This is a genomic window from Clostridium sp. ATCC 25772 (genome assembly GCF_001573875.1).
GTDB lineage: Bacteria > Bacillota > Clostridia > Clostridiales > Clostridiaceae > Clostridium_J > Clostridium_J senegalense.
In genome coordinates this window covers 1-16,903 of record NZ_LFRG01000031.1, presented here as the reverse complement: position 1 = coordinate 16,903, position 16,903 = coordinate 1, and the positions used below count along the sequence as shown (strand labels likewise).

General features: G+C 25.3%; 15 protein-coding genes. 11 read left to right on the top strand and 4 right to left on the bottom strand.

The annotated features are described in order from the left end of the window. The first annotated feature begins 157 nt into the window (after window positions 1-157). Entirely contained in the window at window positions 158-1,588 is a 1,431-nt protein-coding gene (gene purB / locus AZI32_RS11725) for an adenylosuccinate lyase (protein ID WP_061996020.1), read from the top strand. Between the two features lie 90 nt (window positions 1,589-1,678). On the opposite strand, the gene AZI32_RS11720 is transcribed toward purB, so the two are convergent. After that, entirely contained in the window at window positions 1,679-2,395 is a 717-nt protein-coding gene (locus AZI32_RS11720; protein ID WP_061996019.1) for a nuclease-related domain-containing protein, read from the bottom strand. Window positions 2,396-2,653: 258 nt separating this feature from the next. Here AZI32_RS11720 and AZI32_RS11715 point away from each other — a divergent pair, with 258 nt between their 5' ends. From AZI32_RS11715 to AZI32_RS11700, 4 genes are all read left to right on the top strand, one after another. Beyond that, on the top strand, window positions 2,654-3,259 hold the full coding sequence (locus AZI32_RS11715; RefSeq protein WP_061996018.1) for a GPR1/FUN34/YaaH family transporter: 606 nt from the start codon (window positions 2,654-2,656) through the stop codon (window positions 3,257-3,259). A gap of 262 nt (window positions 3,260-3,521) precedes the next feature. After that, window positions 3,522-4,232, top strand: coding sequence for a hypothetical protein (locus AZI32_RS11710; RefSeq protein ID WP_061996017.1), 711 nt, complete (start codon window positions 3,522-3,524; stop codon window positions 4,230-4,232). A gap of 77 nt (window positions 4,233-4,309) precedes the next feature. Continuing rightward, the gene (locus AZI32_RS11705) at window positions 4,310-5,209 is read left to right on the top strand and encodes a glucosaminidase domain-containing protein (protein WP_061996016.1); all 900 of its coding nucleotides are present in this window, start codon (window positions 4,310-4,312) and stop codon (window positions 5,207-5,209) included. A 92-nt stretch (window positions 5,210-5,301) separates the two neighbouring features. Next, entirely contained in the window at window positions 5,302-7,869 is a 2,568-nt protein-coding gene (locus tag AZI32_RS11700; RefSeq protein WP_061996015.1) for a 3'-5' exonuclease, read from the top strand. 665 nt (window positions 7,870-8,534) lie between these two features. On the opposite strand, the gene AZI32_RS18750 is transcribed toward AZI32_RS11700, so the two are convergent. Then, a complete protein-coding gene (locus AZI32_RS18750) occupies window positions 8,535-8,690 on the bottom strand; it encodes a hypothetical protein (protein WP_010296079.1) in 156 nt (51 codons plus the stop codon). 183 nt (window positions 8,691-8,873) lie between these two features. Here AZI32_RS18750 and AZI32_RS11695 point away from each other — a divergent pair, with 183 nt between their 5' ends. Together AZI32_RS11695 and AZI32_RS11690 are read left to right on the top strand one after the other, a co-directional pair. After that, window positions 8,874-10,103, top strand: coding sequence for a hypothetical protein (locus tag AZI32_RS11695; RefSeq protein ID WP_061996014.1), 1,230 nt, complete (start codon window positions 8,874-8,876; stop codon window positions 10,101-10,103). A 37-nt stretch (window positions 10,104-10,140) separates the two neighbouring features. Then, window positions 10,141-10,680: a flavodoxin family protein gene (locus AZI32_RS11690; RefSeq protein WP_061996013.1), complete on the top strand. Its 540-nt coding sequence runs from the start codon at window positions 10,141-10,143 to the stop codon at window positions 10,678-10,680. A gap of 553 nt (window positions 10,681-11,233) precedes the next feature. Here AZI32_RS11690 and AZI32_RS11680 read toward each other — a convergent pair. Beyond that, a complete protein-coding gene (locus AZI32_RS11680; RefSeq protein ID WP_061996011.1) occupies window positions 11,234-12,418 on the bottom strand; it encodes a dicarboxylate/amino acid:cation symporter in 1,185 nt (394 codons plus the stop codon). 400 nt (window positions 12,419-12,818) lie between these two features. Between AZI32_RS11680 and AZI32_RS11675 the strand changes: the two genes are divergently transcribed. After that, on the top strand, window positions 12,819-13,316 hold the full coding sequence (locus tag AZI32_RS11675; RefSeq protein ID WP_061996010.1) for a TspO/MBR family protein: 498 nt from the start codon (window positions 12,819-12,821) through the stop codon (window positions 13,314-13,316). Between the two features lie 118 nt (window positions 13,317-13,434). After that, a complete protein-coding gene (locus tag AZI32_RS11670) occupies window positions 13,435-13,851 on the top strand; it encodes a hypothetical protein (protein ID WP_061996009.1) in 417 nt (138 codons plus the stop codon). A gap of 51 nt (window positions 13,852-13,902) precedes the next feature. Here AZI32_RS11670 and uvsE read toward each other — a convergent pair whose 3' ends face one another. Next, the gene (gene uvsE / locus AZI32_RS11665) at window positions 13,903-14,865 is read right to left on the bottom strand and encodes a UV DNA damage repair endonuclease UvsE (RefSeq protein WP_061996008.1); all 963 of its coding nucleotides are present in this window, start codon (window positions 14,863-14,865) and stop codon (window positions 13,903-13,905) included. 151 nt (window positions 14,866-15,016) lie between these two features. On the opposite strand from uvsE, the gene AZI32_RS11660 reads away from it, so the two are divergent. Together AZI32_RS11660 and AZI32_RS11655 are read left to right on the top strand one after the other, a co-directional pair. Further along, window positions 15,017-15,661 carry a hypothetical protein gene (locus AZI32_RS11660; protein WP_061996007.1) on the top strand — a complete coding sequence of 215 codons (645 nt, stop codon included), beginning with the start codon at window positions 15,017-15,019 and terminating at the stop codon, window positions 15,659-15,661. A gap of 70 nt (window positions 15,662-15,731) precedes the next feature. Beyond that, window positions 15,732-16,223 carry a hypothetical protein gene (locus AZI32_RS11655; RefSeq protein ID WP_061996006.1) on the top strand — a complete coding sequence of 164 codons (492 nt, stop codon included), beginning with the start codon at window positions 15,732-15,734 and terminating at the stop codon, window positions 16,221-16,223. Window positions 16,224-16,903: the final 680 nt, after the last annotated feature.

Sequence of the window (16,903 nt, the reverse complement as noted above, 5' to 3'; positions counted from 1 at the left end):
CCCCCCAATGATATATTATATATTTCTAATTAAATATATGAGTGCAAAGTTAATATTAGAACTTTAAAAAAACGAATAAATATATTACTTTTTGAAAAATAATATGCTATAATATGAAATATAATGTAAAAATTTTTTGAAATATACGGAGGAAGCTATGAGAAATTTATATAATTCACCATTTAATAAGAGATATTCTTCAAAGGAAATGTCTTTTATATTTTCAGATGAAATGAAATTTAAAACTTGGAGAAAGCTTTGGGTTGCTTTAGCTAAAGCTGAAAAAGAACTAGGCCTTAATATAACAGATGAGCAAATAAAAGAACTTGAAAGTAATATAGATAACATAGATTTTGATATTGCAGAAAAAAAAGAAAAAGAGATTAGACATGATGTAATGAGCCACGTTTATGCATATGGATTAGTGGCACCAAGTGCAAAAGGAATAATTCATTTAGGGGCTACTAGTTGTTATGTCGGAGATAATACAGACCTTATAGTTATGAGAGAGGCTTTAAATTTAGTAAAGAAAAAAGTTATAAATATAATAAATAATTTATCAAATTTTGCTATGAAACATAAAGATATTCCTACTCTTGGATTTACACATCTTCAACCTGCACAACTAACGACAGTAGGAAAAAGAGCTACACTATGGGCTAATGAGCTTGTTATGGATCTTGAAAATTTAGAATTTGTTATAGAAACAATGAAATTTAGGGGCGTGAAAGGAACAACTGGAACCCAAGCAAGCTTTATGGCATTATTTAATAATGATGAATCAAAAGTAAAAGAACTTGATAAAATGGTATGTGCAGATATGGGTTTTAAGAAATCTTATCCAGTAACAGGTCAAACATACTCAAGAAAACTTGATTCTATAATATTAAACACTTTATCTGAAATAGCACAAAGTGCTTATAAATTTAGTAATGATTTAAGAATACTTCAGAGCATGAAAGAAATGGAGGAGCCTTTTGAAAAAAATCAAATAGGTTCATCAGCTATGGCATATAAAAGAAATCCTATGAGAAGTGAAAGAATTGGAGCTCTTTCAAGATACATAATAGTAAATTCTTTAAATCCTGCTATAACAGCAGGAACTCAATGGTTTGAGAGAACTTTAGATGATTCAGCCAACAAAAGAATTGCCGTATCTGAAGCATTCTTAGCATTAGACGGTGTTTTAAACTTGTATTTAAATGTAACTGAGAATATGGTTGTTTATCCAAAAGTTATAGAAGCACATGTCAACAGTGAATTACCATTTATGGCTACAGAAAATATATTAATGGAAGCTGTAAAAAGAGGAAAGGATAGACAAGAGCTTCATGAAAGAATAAGAATTCACTCTATGGATGCAGCAAGAAGAGTAAAAGAAGATGGATTAAATAATGATTTAATTGAAAGAATAATAAATGATGATAATTTTGGATTAACAAAAAAAGAAATAGAAGCTATTATAAGTCCTAAAAACTTTGTTGGAAGAGCGCCAGGTCAGGTAATAGACTTTGTAGAGGAATATGTAAAACCAATATTAAAAGAAAATAAGGAACTTTTAGGAGAAAGTGCTCAAATAACTGTTTAATTATAAAAAAATAACCTTGGCTTAGCAAAATGTACCCTATAGAGTAGACAATATAAAAAAAGTCTACCTATTGGGTATTTTTGTTTATAATTATAAATATTTTTTTAATACATTAATTACTAGACTCTGCTCTTTTTTAGTCAAATTTTTACCTTTATTAGAATTAGATATATAGTTAAGCATGTCATAACCACCGCTTGTCTTATGTAAAAAGATTTTTAAAGGAGTACTCTTAAAAATTACGTTAGCATTTGGATTAGTAAAATAGATAATACCATCTACATTACAATCAACATTAAGATTTTTTAAGATTTTGTTTATCTTTTTTATATGAGTTTTAACTTGTCTGCACGGATTGTACATCTTAAAGTTAGTTTTTCCATTACTATAATATTTATTAGAAATGGAAATAGTTTTATCATTTCCATTTCCACAAATAAATCCAAAAATATTTTTAGTTTCTATTATAAAAACACCATTTTTACCAATGACTATAGTATCAATTTGCGCAGAATTATGGTCTGACTTTATTTTTAAATCTGATAAAACAGTATAACTGCTTTTAAGTTTTTTTAGTACTTGTAAAGTTGTATCTTCACCTTTAATACCAGAGTTTAATTTTTTTATTTTCTTATTTAAAATATAAATAAAAAATGTAGATGGAAAAATTAATAAATATAATAAAAAGTGTATATTAGTACCTAAATATAAAAACAGATATATAAAAATAATATTAAATATAATATTAAAATAATGTATAAGTCTATGCCTCTTTAATCGATTTTTCTTTTTTAGTATAGTAGCCAAAATTTTCTCCTTTGTAAATAAAAGATTTCTATAATAAATATATTTATTATATATTTATTATAGAAAAAATAAGATAAAATTACAATATTCGACATAAGAAAAAAGATACAAAATTAATATATAGTTAACAAATAGAGACAAAAAATATGTTGACTTTATTTATTAAATATAATAATCTAAATAGGCGTTTGTAAATTTATATAAAATTTTAATGGAATTATAATATAGCGCGAAATTATATTTAATATGGAGGGACTTATGAGTAATAATAAAGTACAAATCGTAACAGCAGATCCTTCAGCTTTAGGATTGTTTGGACTTGCTGTAATAACATTAGTAGCATCTTCACAAAAACTTGGGTTAACACAAGATGTATCTTTTGTTTTACCATGGGCAATATTTTTAGGTGCATCTGCTCAATTGGTTGCATCAATAAATGATTTTAAACATAATAATACTTTTGGAGCAACAGCTTTTGGAGCCTATGCATTCTTTTGGTATTCTATGGGGCTTACTTGGTTAATTCAAAATGGTGTGTTTGGAGAAGCTCTTGCATCAAAAGCAGATCCAAAACAATTAGGATTCGCTTTTTTAGCATATTTAATATTTACAATATATATGACAGTAGGAGCGATGGAAACACATAAAGTTTTGTTTACAATATTTTTCTTTATAGATTTCCTATTCCTAGGGTTAACTTTAAGTTCATTTGGAATTATAGCTGAACCTGCACATATGATGGCAGCATATGCAGAACTTGGAATAGCTATAGTATCATTTTATGGTAGTGCAGCAGCAGTATTAAACACTCACTTTGGAAAAATCGTATTACCAGTTGGAAAACCCTTTGGAATATTTAAATAGTTATTTTACATAATATTGATTTAGAATTACATAAGTTTTAACTAATAGAAAAGGCTAGTAAGTGATAAAATTAACTTACTAGCCTTTTGTTTATTATATATAATTTAAAAATTTAATTTATATATCTAATTTTTAATGGGTAACTTATTTGAAATTTTAATTATAATAAGATATAGTAATTCAAAAATGCAAAAAATAATTTTGTTTGGATAAATATTTTTAAAAGTCAACTTTGAACTTTATATAAAAGAAAGGAGAGAAAATGAAAAAAAATAAGTTTTTAATCTTAGTATATATTACAATATCTATGATGTTAGTTGGATGTGGCAAGATTAATTTAACAACTATAACAGAAATAAATAAAGACGGTAGTGGATATGTTATGGGAAAAATGAAATATGATAGCATTTCAGGAAAGGTCTTAAACCCAATATTAGAAAAGAATATAAGAGGAGAAGAAGAGGGGTTCAAAATTAAAAAATATGAAGAAGATAATATGGAAGTGATTGAATATAAATATAGTTTATATGACTTTAAAACAGTTAGTAAGGAAGATTTAACAAAATACATAAGCATTCACAAAAGTATAAAGCCAGGAATACTAAAAAACAGGGTGTATTTAGATATAAAAGTTAATAAAGACATTCTAAAGGAAATAATATCTCATGCTACGGATAAACAATATAAAGTTATAACACCATCACTGATTAACTTTATTAAAGATATTAATTATGAGAATCAGATGAAGGTTCCTGGAAAAATAGTAGAGTCCAATGCAATGACTATAGACAATGATGTAGCAAAATGGAACTATAAACTTAATGAGATAAAAAGTGGAACTACTATGTCTATTGTTTATGTTCAAAATCAATTTTTATATGTAATTTTATTATATGTATTTGTATTAGGAGTTTTAATGGCTTTAGTATGTTATAAGTTCATAAGAAAACATAATAAACAAAGAATATATTAAGTATTCAAGTTTTAGATAAATTTAAACGATAATTATAATGCAATAAGTTGAAATTTTACTAGAAAGTAGGGGAATGGATGAAACGTGTATCCATTATAGTAGGGTCTATTATATTATTTATAATTATGGTTTTAGTTTTTGAAACATCTTATAGATTTGGAATAAAAAAAAGTATTAAAATAGATGGGTTAGATACTTTAAGATACATAGAAATAACAAAGGAAGTATGTGACAATAAATTTAACTTAAATTGGAAAGAAATAGCCGCTATAGCTGTTGTTGAAAATAATAATTCATTTTTAAATATAAAAAATGAAGATATAGAACATATAGCAAAAACATTTATAAAAACATCAACTAACGAGATTTTTTCATTAGAAGAAGTATTAAAAAAGTTAAACTTCACAGCTAAAGAAAAAAGAAGAGTTTATAAATACATAGAAGATATTAAGAATTGTAAAATCAATCTACCTAAAGATATAAAGGGAGAGGCTTATCAGATAAGCTTTATAGATGAAATTTTGGAAGGTGCAATATCTAATTACGAAAAATATAACATAATGCCATCAGTAACAATAGCACAAGCAATAATAGAGTCTGATTGGGGAAAATCAGAACTTGCTATTGCTGGAAATAACTTATTTGGAATAAAAGCAGACGGTAAGTATAAAGGTGAAACTGTTACCTTTAAGACTAAAGAATTTTACAATATGGTAATAGATGGGGCCTTTAGAAAATATAAAAATAAAAATCAATCTATTGAAGATCATGGTACATTTTTAAATGAAAATGAAAGATATAAAGACCATGGATTTTTTAAAGAAAAAAATTATAGAAATCAATGTTTATCATTAGAAAATGCCGGCTACAGTACTGTAGAAAATTATAATGGTGAAAAAATTTATGCTGATGTTTTAATAGAACTAATAGAGAATTATAAATTATACCTTATAGATATTCAAGTTGAAAATAAATAATTAACATAAAAAATCAATTTTTTATTTAATGAAAAGTTAGGCACTTTTCTGTTACAATAAAACTATTAAAAAATTTAATTAGGGAGTATTTTATGAGTGAAAATAAATTTAATGAAAAACAAAAATTAGTTATTGAAACATTAGATAAAAATATATTACTTTTAGCTGGTGCAGGTACAGGGAAAACTAATACATTATCATATAGAATTTCAAATATAATAAAAAAGGAAAAAGCTACAGCAAAAGAAATTTTATGCATTACCTTTACAAATAAAGCGTGTAAAGAGATGAAGGATAGAATACTTGAAAATATGGGGAGTTGTGGAGAGAATATTACTGTAAGAACTTTTCATAGCTTTTGCTTTGATATTGTAAAGAGTGAAGCTAAAAAAAGAACTGATATATTTACGGATTTTACAATATATGATGAAAATGACTGTGAAGAAATTATAAAGAAAGTAAATTACTTCAATCATCCAATACAATCCCTTCAAAACTTTATAAATTTAGTAAAGGAGCATAGGGCAGTATATAACATTTATAGTGAAAACTCTATAGAGGATTATAAAAATGTTATATCCATATTAAAAACTGAAGAGCCTTATAAATTAAAAAGAGTTTCGGTGGAAAAATATAAATTTTCTCAAAGCATATATGATAAGCTCTTAGAGCATGGACAAGATATGGTAGAAGCATATAATAGGATTTTATATGGTAATCATGGATTGGATTTTACAGACCTTATAGTTAAGGCAAAGGAATTATTTAATCAGCCTAAAGTAGTTGAAAGGTTATGTGAAAAGTTTAAATATATAAACATAGATGAAATTCAAGATACAAGTGTTTTAGAATATAGCATCATAGAGAAGATATTTAATAAAAATAATATATTGCTTTGTGGAGATAGTTTTCAAACAATTTATGAGTGGAGAGGATCTACGCCAGAAAATATATTTGAAAGATATTTAAGAAAGTATAATCCTTTAAAAATTAATTTTGATAAGAATTATAGATCAACAAAAGTATTAACTAATGCATCTTGTAATTATTTAAAAAATGCATTTAAGGATAAAACTGATAATTTTAATATTGGTGATGTTAAGGCTTATTCGAAGGATCTTGGAGAAAAAATAAAATATTTAAAAACTGAAAATATAAAAGAAGAAGCAATATGGATATTTAATGAAATAAAAAAAATAAATAAAGAGTGTCCTTCTAAAATTTGTGTTTTAACAAGAAGTAATAAATACAATATAGAGTTAAGTCAAGAATTAGCCATGGCTTCATTGAAAGAGAAAAATGAAGTGAAATTTATACTTATAGATCAATTCAAATTTTTTAGAAGACAGGAAATAAAAGATATATTAGCATTTATGAAATTGATAGTTAATAAAAATGATAGTAATAGCTTATCAAGAATATTAAGAAGGCTAAAAACAGGTGTAGGTGAGAGAACTTTAAATGAAATACAATCTAAAGAATATAAAGAAGTAGGAATAAGTTTATCGGATTTTATAGATTTAAATACCTTCAAATATGGTGATAAGTTTGGTTTTTTACATAGTGAACTAGAAAAAAATAATGTAATAGTGTTTGATGTAGAAAGTACTGGTGTGGATACAACAGAAGATGAAATAATACAAATAGCTGCAATAAGAATAAATAATAAAGGGGAAGCTATAGAAGTATTTGAAAGGTTTTTAAAAAATAATAAATCTGTGAAAGATTCAGAGTATATTCATGGATTTAGTGATGAATATTTAGAAAACCATGGGAATGATAAAATAGAAGTATTAAAAGAGTTTTTAGAGTTTTCTAGAGGAGCTGTAATAGTTGGACATAATGTTCAATTTGATATAAGCATATTAGCTAGTGAACTTTCAAGAAATAAATTAGATGAGGCAGAGTTTATAGGCGTTTATGATACGTTAGACATATATAGAAGGTTTTATCCTAATATGTGTAATCATAAGCTGGAAACATTAAGTAAAGCATTTAATACTAACCACAAACCAAGTCATAATGCTATGGATGATATATTAGCAACTGGGGAACTTTTAGTAAAGGGAATTTATGATAAGATTCTTCCTACAACTTTAAAAAGACAATCTTTAATACTAAAGCATTTAAAAAGTTTTGAAAAAATAAGTATAAAGTTAATTGATTTTATAAAAAAATCAGAAGGTTTAAGACCGCAAGATATTGTAGCACTTGTGGTAAATGATTTTAGAATAAAAGAAATATATATAAATGAACCTAATAGAATAAATAACTTAAGAGAATTTTATTTAATAGCAAAAGAACTAGATAACAAGGAAAAAAACCATAGGGATTCATTAATGGACTTTCTTCAAATCACATCATTATCAAATGGAGAAATGGAAAGACTTATGACAAAGGGGAAAAGAATACCTATAATAACAGTTCATCAAGCAAAGGGTTTAGAATTTGAATATGTGTTTTTAAGTGGGTTATATGAGCCAAATTTTCCATCATATCAATCAATAAAAGAAAAATATTTTGAAGAGGAAAAAAGAATATTTTATGTAGCAATGACAAGAGCTAAAAAAATGTTGTATTTAACAAGCCCTTCAAGTAATATATCTATTCCAAGTAGATTTATAAAATATATAGATAAAGAGTTTATAGAAGAAATTTAAATATAGTTTGTTAAAAATGATAAAAACAGTATTAATACTGTTTTTATCATTTTATAATGTGTGCTATAGGGAAACAAGCTCCAACTTAAATTTATTCAATAACCTTAAAATATTTTCATACAAGATGCAGTGTTAAATTCTAAGTGATTCTGAGCATGTCTCACTATTTTAGGTATCCAAGTTTTGGAATGGATAATTTTAAAAGTCAACTTGGAACCTTATATAGGGAAACAAGCTCAAATTTAAATTTATTCAATAACTTTAAAATATTTTTGTGCAAAATGTAGTGTTGAATTCTAAATGATTCGGAGCATGTCTATCTATTTGGGGTATCAAAGTTTTTAAATGAATAAACTTTAGAGTCAACTTAAAATCCTATAGTAAGTACACCAATTTAGTTTACATAATTAAAATTAAGTATTTAAAAGAAAAAGTAAACTATGTGAATATAAATTAAAGATTAGCTTGTATATTAATTTTAAATATTAATTAAAGAATTTATAAGATTCCTATCTTGTCACTATGTAAGATTATAAAATTTATTATGAAATAAAAATAATCCGTATAAAATACGGATTATTTTTATTTATGCTAACTGAGCTATGTTATATTTAAAATTAAGAAATTTGCGTATAGCTTGATACAAGGGGGTAATTTATAGTTTTTTAGTTTATATGATCACTTTGAAAACCCTGTCTTTTAATAGAATGTTTTTTTGCTGTTCTATTATTATTTTTACCTTCTTCGCTAGTTATAGGTGTTTGATAATTACATTTTCTCATTCTAGCTTCTTTATTGTCTGGTTGACTATCTTTTGGCATAAAAACACCTCCTTTTGCAATATACTTAAATTGATTATTATAGATTTTATAGTTATGATAATATCTTGTGTTATATTTATAAATTTATTAACTTAATTTAATGGTTAAAATGGATAATTTTGATTAAGGAAGCTATATATTATATAATTTGATTATGTATAGAAGGGATGGTGCCGCTTAATTATGTGCCTTTACAATAGAGCAAAGGATTTAAACTTATTTTATAAAGAACTATGGTGGAAAAGTAATTGCAATTTATGTTTAGATATAGATTATGTTGATTATTTTGATAAAAAGCGAAATGAAAAAGAATTCAATCTATTTTTAGATGCTTTTTTAAATAATATAATGGAACATCCAAAAGATGATGAGGAAAAGTTTAATTTGAAAAATAGATGTACGAAGAATATAAAGGATTTTTTAAGTAAAGTAGATTTTTATAATGCTAAATATATTGAAAATCATATTGATGAAAAGTTTTTTGAAAGTACAAAATTTTTTATCGAAAATTGTAAAAGTTTTGATGATAAATTAACTTTTGAAGATATAGGGCAAGCTATGCGCAATTTATGGATAGTAAATATACTTCAAAAGGCCTTTGGGTATAACGTTCAGTTTACAAAAGCTATATTTGGTTATAGTATGTTATACCCTTATACTGATAATTATTTGGATAACCCTTCAATTTCAATTGAGGAAAAATCTGATTTTAATAAAAGATTTTTAAAAAGATTGGAAGGGGAAAAACTTAATGGAAATTGTGATCATGAAAATAAAGTTTATAAATTGATAGAAGAAATTGAAAAGGTATTTAAAAGAGAAGATAATGAAAAAGTTTATGAATCTCTTGTTATAATTCTTAATGCACAACAACATGGATTGATAAATCAAAGTGAAAAAAGTATACCTTATGAAAATGATATTCTAGGAATATCTATAGAAAAAGGAGGGGCTTCTGTACTTGCAGATGGATATCTTATAAATGGAGCTTTAAATGAATCACAAGAAGAGTTTGTATATGGTTACGGATTTTTGCTTCAGCTTTGCGATGATATTCAAGATATAGAAGAAGACTTAAAAAATAATCATATGACAATAATAAGCCAAATAGCTGGGAAATATCCATTAGATTTGATAGTAAATAAGCTGATAAACTTTACATGTGAGTTTTTAGATGCAAGTGAGTGCTTTAACTGTGAAAAGGAAGATGAATTAAAATACATCATAAAGACTAATTGCTTAATGATGATATTTTTTGCTATAGTTAAAAATAGAAAGTATTTTTCAAAAGAGTATGTAAAGGAAATAAAAAAATATGTGCCATTTACTAACAGATTTATAGATAAGTTAGAGATAAATACAAAGAAAAAGGTGAAAAAATTAAAAGAAGATTTAAATGTAGATAAATATTAATTTTTATATATTATTTTTGTATTGGAGGATTTTATTTATGAAAATTGGAGCATTTATGGGAAGTCCACATAAAAGTGGAAACACAGCTATATTGTTAAATAAATTTTTGAAAGGAGTTAGTGATAACCATAAGGTAACTATAGAAAATATATTCTTGCAGGAATATAAAATATCACCTTGTATGGCGTGCAACTATTGTAAAAGAGAAGGTGAATGTATTCAAAAGGATGATATGGTGAAATTATATGATGTTTTTAAACAATCAGATATTTTAGTTTTTGCAACCCCTATTTATTGGTGGAGTATGTCTGCACAGTTAAAGACTTTTATAGATAGAACATATGCATTGGAGGAAAAAGATAGGAAAGGAAAAAAGGCATATCTTCTTATGACATATGGAGGGGCAATGCCAAACTCTGGACCAGAGCTTACAGAAAAAATGTTTAAAGATATATTTGATTATGTAGGAATAGAGCTTTTAGGAGTTTATGGTGTATGCACTGATGAGAATGTACCAGTGAAAGATAACACTTTAGCACTAGAAGAAATATATAAGATAGGAAAAGAGTTAATATAAAAAAGTAAAGTGCCTTAAAAAGTTTTAAGGCACTTTACTTTTTAAAAATAAATATATTTTTTATATTTACAATAATACATTAAAATAAAATTTATTCCATATATTATTAAAGGACATAACAGTATAGAATACCAAGGTAGAAATTTTTTAATTAGTGTTACACCTAGAATGATATTTAGAATAAAAATTGTTATAGATCCATAAAATTGTATTTTGAAAAAGGATACTTCATTGTTGAAAGAAAGATTAGTATACCTGTTGTGAATTAAAACCATATTTTGGCCAAGATAACCATAAATAATATATATAAATGCAATTATTATAAGTAATATACCTAAAAATTTCATAAAAGACCTCCATAAATATGTTTTAAAAGATAATGTAATTTTTTATCCTTAATATATTTTATAATTTACAAGATATAAAGTTACAAATATTTATAAAGTGATGTTATGAAAATAAAAAAAAGACTATCACTTATGATGATAAATAAAATATCACTATAAGTAATAGCCTTTAATATTTAAATTAGGTTAGTTTACTTATCTAAAAGCTATTCATCTATAGAAGACGGTTTGAAATTTTTTCTTTCAGCTATCCCTGTGAGCATTAAAGCTATAGCGCCGTCTCCAACTATGTTACAGGCAGTACCAAAACTATCTTGTAATGCAAATATTGTAAGTATTAATGCAGTACCTACTTCATTAAAACCTAGTACACTAGTTATAAGTCCTAAAGATGCCATTACTGTTCCACCAGGAACCCCAGGTGCACCTATTGCAAATACTCCAAGTAGTATTATAAATAATGATATACTACCTAAAGATGGAAGGTCTCCATAAAGAATTTTTGAAACTGTCAATACAAAAAATACTTCCGTTAAAACAGATCCACATAAATGAATGTTAGCACATAGTGGGATAGCAAAATCAGTTATATCCTCTCTTAATGTTTCTGTAGACTTAGCACATTTAAGAGCTACTGGTAATGTTGCAGCAGATGACATAGTACCTACAGCAGTTAAATATGCTGGGCCATATTTTTTTACAACTTTAAGAGGGTTAGTTTTAGAAATAGCACCAGCTATAAGATAAAGAAATGTAAGCCAAATAAAGTGTCCAATTAATACAATGATTATGACTTTAATAAAAACTGGTAAGTGATTTGTAATACTACCTTCATATGCAAGCTGTGCAAAAGTAGTTGCTATAAAAACAGGTATTATAGGTATAACAACTTTTGTAGCTATACTAAGAACTATATTTTGAAATTCTTCTAAAAGTTTTTCTACTGTTTCAGACTTTGTCCATGCTGTTGCAAGTCCAACTAGAATTGATAATGCTAGTGCACTCATAACACTCATAATTGGAGGTATATCTAAATTAAATATCACCTCAGGAATTTTTTGTAATCCATCTGTAGTAGAAATAATATTGAGATGTGGAATTATTGTGTATCCTGCAATAGCAGAAAATGCAGCTGCTCCAACTGAGGATAGATAGGCTATTAAAACAGCATATCCTAAAAGTTTTGTAGCATTAGATTTTAATCTTGCTATAGAAGGGGCAATAAAACCAATTATAATTAATGGGATTGTAAATAGAATAATTTGAGATAATATTTTTTTTATAGTTACTATTATTGCGATTGTAGGTGAAGAACACATAAAGCCTAATAAAAGACCTATGGCTACAGCTACTATTAGCTTAAAAATTAAGCTGTTAAAAAATTTTTTCATTGCAAATAAACCTCCATTGTATAAAATTTTTGTCTACCCATATTTATAATTAGACAAAGAAAACCAAAATACCTTTTAATTTGCAAAATATTTTTAAATTAAATATATAAATAAAATCTATTATAAAAACAAATACAAGATGAAAATAATGGTTGCTTTTATAATAGATTTTATTTATTAACTGTAATTATTGATAAGTTTAAAGAGCTTTTTAAATTTAGTTATATTAATTTATAAAAATTTAAGGAGAGAAAGTTAATTAAGCTTTATGTAAAAAATATATAATTTGAAAAAATGAATATTTATATGTGAAGTTAAATATATAAATACCATAGATGTATTACATAATATAGTTACTATATTTAAATATCTATAAATATAAATTAAATGGGGGTAAAAAATGAAATCTATTTTAAAAGTAAAAGGTAAAAAAGACTGTTTTCTTTTAATAATAAGTCTGATTTTTACTTTAGGACTTCCTGCAATTATAAGTATTGTTACAAGAAATGCACCGGCAATTTATAAAGTATTGGTAAAACCAAGTTTTTCTCCACCGCCAACAGTTTTTGCTATTGTTTGGCCTATATTATATTTTATGATGGGACTAGCTTTTTATAGAATATTAATGCTAGGTAAATTGGGTTATGATGTAAATAAGGAAATAATATTGTTTGTAATTCAATTTGTATTAAATCTTTTATGGTCAATTATTTTTTTCTATTTTAATTTAAGATTTTTAGCTTTTATAGAATTGTTTATATTGATTATATTTATTATTTTTACAACTATAGCATTTTATAAAAAAGACAAAATTGCTGGTTTTTTGCTTTTGCCATATCTTATTTGGAGTAGTTTTGCGTTAATTTTAAATTATCAAATATATAAGTTAAATAAATAGAATTTAAAAGATTAGTTTTTGCTTAGAGTTGAATTATATAAAAAAGTTTGATAAAATATAGTGCTAGTTAATTAAAATGCTAAATGGAAAAATAAGAATAGTAAAGAAGGTTGTAAGTATGAGCAAAAACTGTATCTTTAATGAAAATAAATTGTGCAATGATTGTAAAGAATGTGAGTTATGTGAATTAGATAGAAAAAAAATTTGCAATAACTGTGGAAAATGCTTAGAATTAGAAGGTTATGATATTAGAGCTATAAAGATAGATGAAGTCTTTGAAAATAAAGAAGATGAAAAAGAAAAAATCAACATAGATATTGAAGAGTTTAGTGATTTTGATTTGGAAGATGATAATTTAGAAAATGATTCATATGACTTAAAAGAAGAATCTACTGAGTATGTAGACGTATTTGATAATGAAGAAAACTTAAGCTATATAGATGATGTTGAAGAGTTAAAAGAATTATTAGATGAAGGTAAAGAACTTGGTGATGAGGTATGCCCTGGATTAATTACTTACAAAAGAAATAAATAAAATATAAATAAAGAACCCAGATTGTATTAATTTATAGTATCTAGGTTCTTTTTATACTAAAAATGTAGAATTATCCATCCATTTCCAATTAGGTTTCAAAGTTTTTATATCTTTTGTTAATTTAAATAGTGCTAAATCTTTATTTTTTGCTTCGAGCATAACATCCAAGCTATCATATCCTAAGTAACTACATAGTTTTATAAAATTCACAAATTCTATTGGATTTATATAATCTGCATGTTTTCTATCCAATTTATGATTACGTGGACTAGAATAATGGACTTTTGCAGGAAAAGGCTGATTTTCCCATGTTTTAAAAAAGTCATTTAAAATTTCAATTAAAGATTCCTTATTATTATTACATTTAAAGTGATGTATGTCTAATACCATAGGTATACTTAAACTATTACAAATTTTAAGTGTATCTGTTGCAGTAAAGCTTTTATCATCATTTTCAAGTATTACTTTTGATTTAATTGATTCAGGCATAGTGTTATAATTTTCAATAAAACGTATGCTGGCTTTTTCTATACCATCTTGTTTTCCACCAACATGTAATATCATTTTACCATTTTCATATTGTAAATCTTCAAATAAATTCACATGAAACATAAGATTTCTTATGGTGTTTTTTACTGTAGTCTCATTAACACTGTTAATAACATTAAATTCATTGGGATGAGTATCCACACGAAAATTATTTGATTTAATATATTCTCCAATCAAATTGAAATAATCATAAAATAATTCTCTAAAATTCCAATTCAAAACTTCAGGATGAGTTGCAAGTGGAACTAAAGAGGAGGTGATTCTATAAAAAGAAATTTGTTTTTTTTTATTATATTTTAATATAGTATATAAGTCATCTAAATTGGATCTAGTGACGGTTATAAGCTTTTGTAGTCTTTCTGATTCAGTAGTAAGTTTATTATAATAACTATAAGTTACATTACTAGAACTAGATATTTTAGGTAGATTAAGTGATATTGAAACATATCCTAAACGAACTTTCATAATAAGACATCCTTTTCTATATATTTAATCATTATATATTATTAAATATAATTAATAGATTTATGCACAAAAACAATATTATAAAAATTAAGGCTACTTATTTACTATGATGCATAGAATAATATTAATAGCTATGTATTTTGGAGGAATTATGACAAGACCTTTTAATAATCCAATTTATTTGAGTAGAAGAATAGAAGAAATGATAAAAGCCTCAGAGTATTTAGGAAAGGGTAATAATGGTGTTGTTTATTTATTACCAGATAATAAAATAATAAAAATATTTAATTGCACAAAGGTTTGCAAAATGGAATATGAAACTTTAGTAAAGTCACGAAAAAGTAAATACTTTCCTAAAGCATATGAACATGGTAGTCACTACATAATAAGAGATTATGTAGGTGGGGTAAGATTAGATAAGTATTTAAGAAAAAACCCTATAAATAGAGAAATTGCAGAACATATAGTAAATCTTTATAAAGATTTTAAAAAATTAGGCTACAAAAGATTAGATATAAGGTGTAAGGATTTATATGTACAAGAAGATTTTTCATTAAAAGTAATAGATCCTAAGAATCAATATAAGAAACGAGTAAGTTATCCAAGACATTTAATGAAAGGAATGCATAGTAGAAATAGATTGGGAGAATTCTTATCTTTTTTAAAGGATATAGACAAAAAACTTTATGATGATTGGAGTTCAAAGATATATATTTATCTTGAACAAAAGGAAAAAGAACATCAAGATAGATTAATAAGAAAAGCTATGAGAGAATTAAATAATAAGAATAAATAATAAGAAGATAGTAAAAAATAACTATAATCTAAATGTAGATTATAGTTATTTTTATTGAGGAGGGATTTTTTTGAGTAAAATTTTCGTAATTTTAATTGCTTTTTCAATGCTTTTTTCTTTAGTAGGATGTACTAATAAAAATGAAAAAGTTGTTAAAAGTGAATTAAATCAAGAGATTGAGGAAAAAGTTAAAGATGAAATAGTTACTTACCCTAAAGATTTTAAAGAAGAGTTGGGAGAAGGAACTATTATAGTATCAACACCAGATGGAAATGGTGAAACAGGATTAATACCTATAGTACATACGCAAGCAGATGTTAAAATAATGCAAATAGATTTAACAACTTCTAATTTTGATGAGAAAAAAACAAGCTATATATTTATAGATGAAAAGTTAGTTGAAAAAGGAAATTTCGGAGAAAGTAAAGTTTCTTTAAATCTTACTGATGAGAATCTAGTTAAAGGAACTCATAAAATAGAGGTTATTCAATTTGAAGATAATGATGCTAGTAAAAAACCTATAGTTTATAAAAGTGCAAAATATGAGGTAAAAGAAGCTTAAATAATTAGAAAATGGTAAATTAAAATTAGTTTAGTAGTGTAGTATTTCAAGCATGGACGTAAAGTTAAGCCTAAAAAATTATAGCGCTAAAAAAGTAATAATGAAAAGATATATGAGAGTGTCTAAATGAATTTTCAATGGATAGCTTATTTAAATTCTTTATTATGAAATGTATAGGGAAACAAGCTCGAATTTAAATTTATTCAATAACTTTAAAATATTTTCATACAAAATGTAGTGTTGAATTCTAAGTGATTCGGAGCATGTCTCACTATTTGGGGTATCCAAGTTTTGGAATGGATAATTTTAAAAGTCAACTTGGAACCCTGTATAGGGAAACAAGCTCCAATTTAAATTTATTCAATAACCTTAAAATATTTTCATGCAAAATGTAGTGTTGAATTCTAAGCGATTCAGAGCATGTCTCACTATTTGGGATATCCAAGTTTTGGAATGGGTAATTTTAAAAGTCAACTTGGAACCCTATAGCAATAAATTTAAAAAAAATTAGTGGAATAACGGTCATAGCTTTGCGTACATGTTTGTATACCTATAGACTTGAGGACATATTATTAATTAATTAAAAGTCAACTTGGAACCCTATATAGGGTTCCAAGTTGATAGCTAAAATTATACTGAATAATAAAAATCTTTCTACAAATACTTAATATACGTAAATT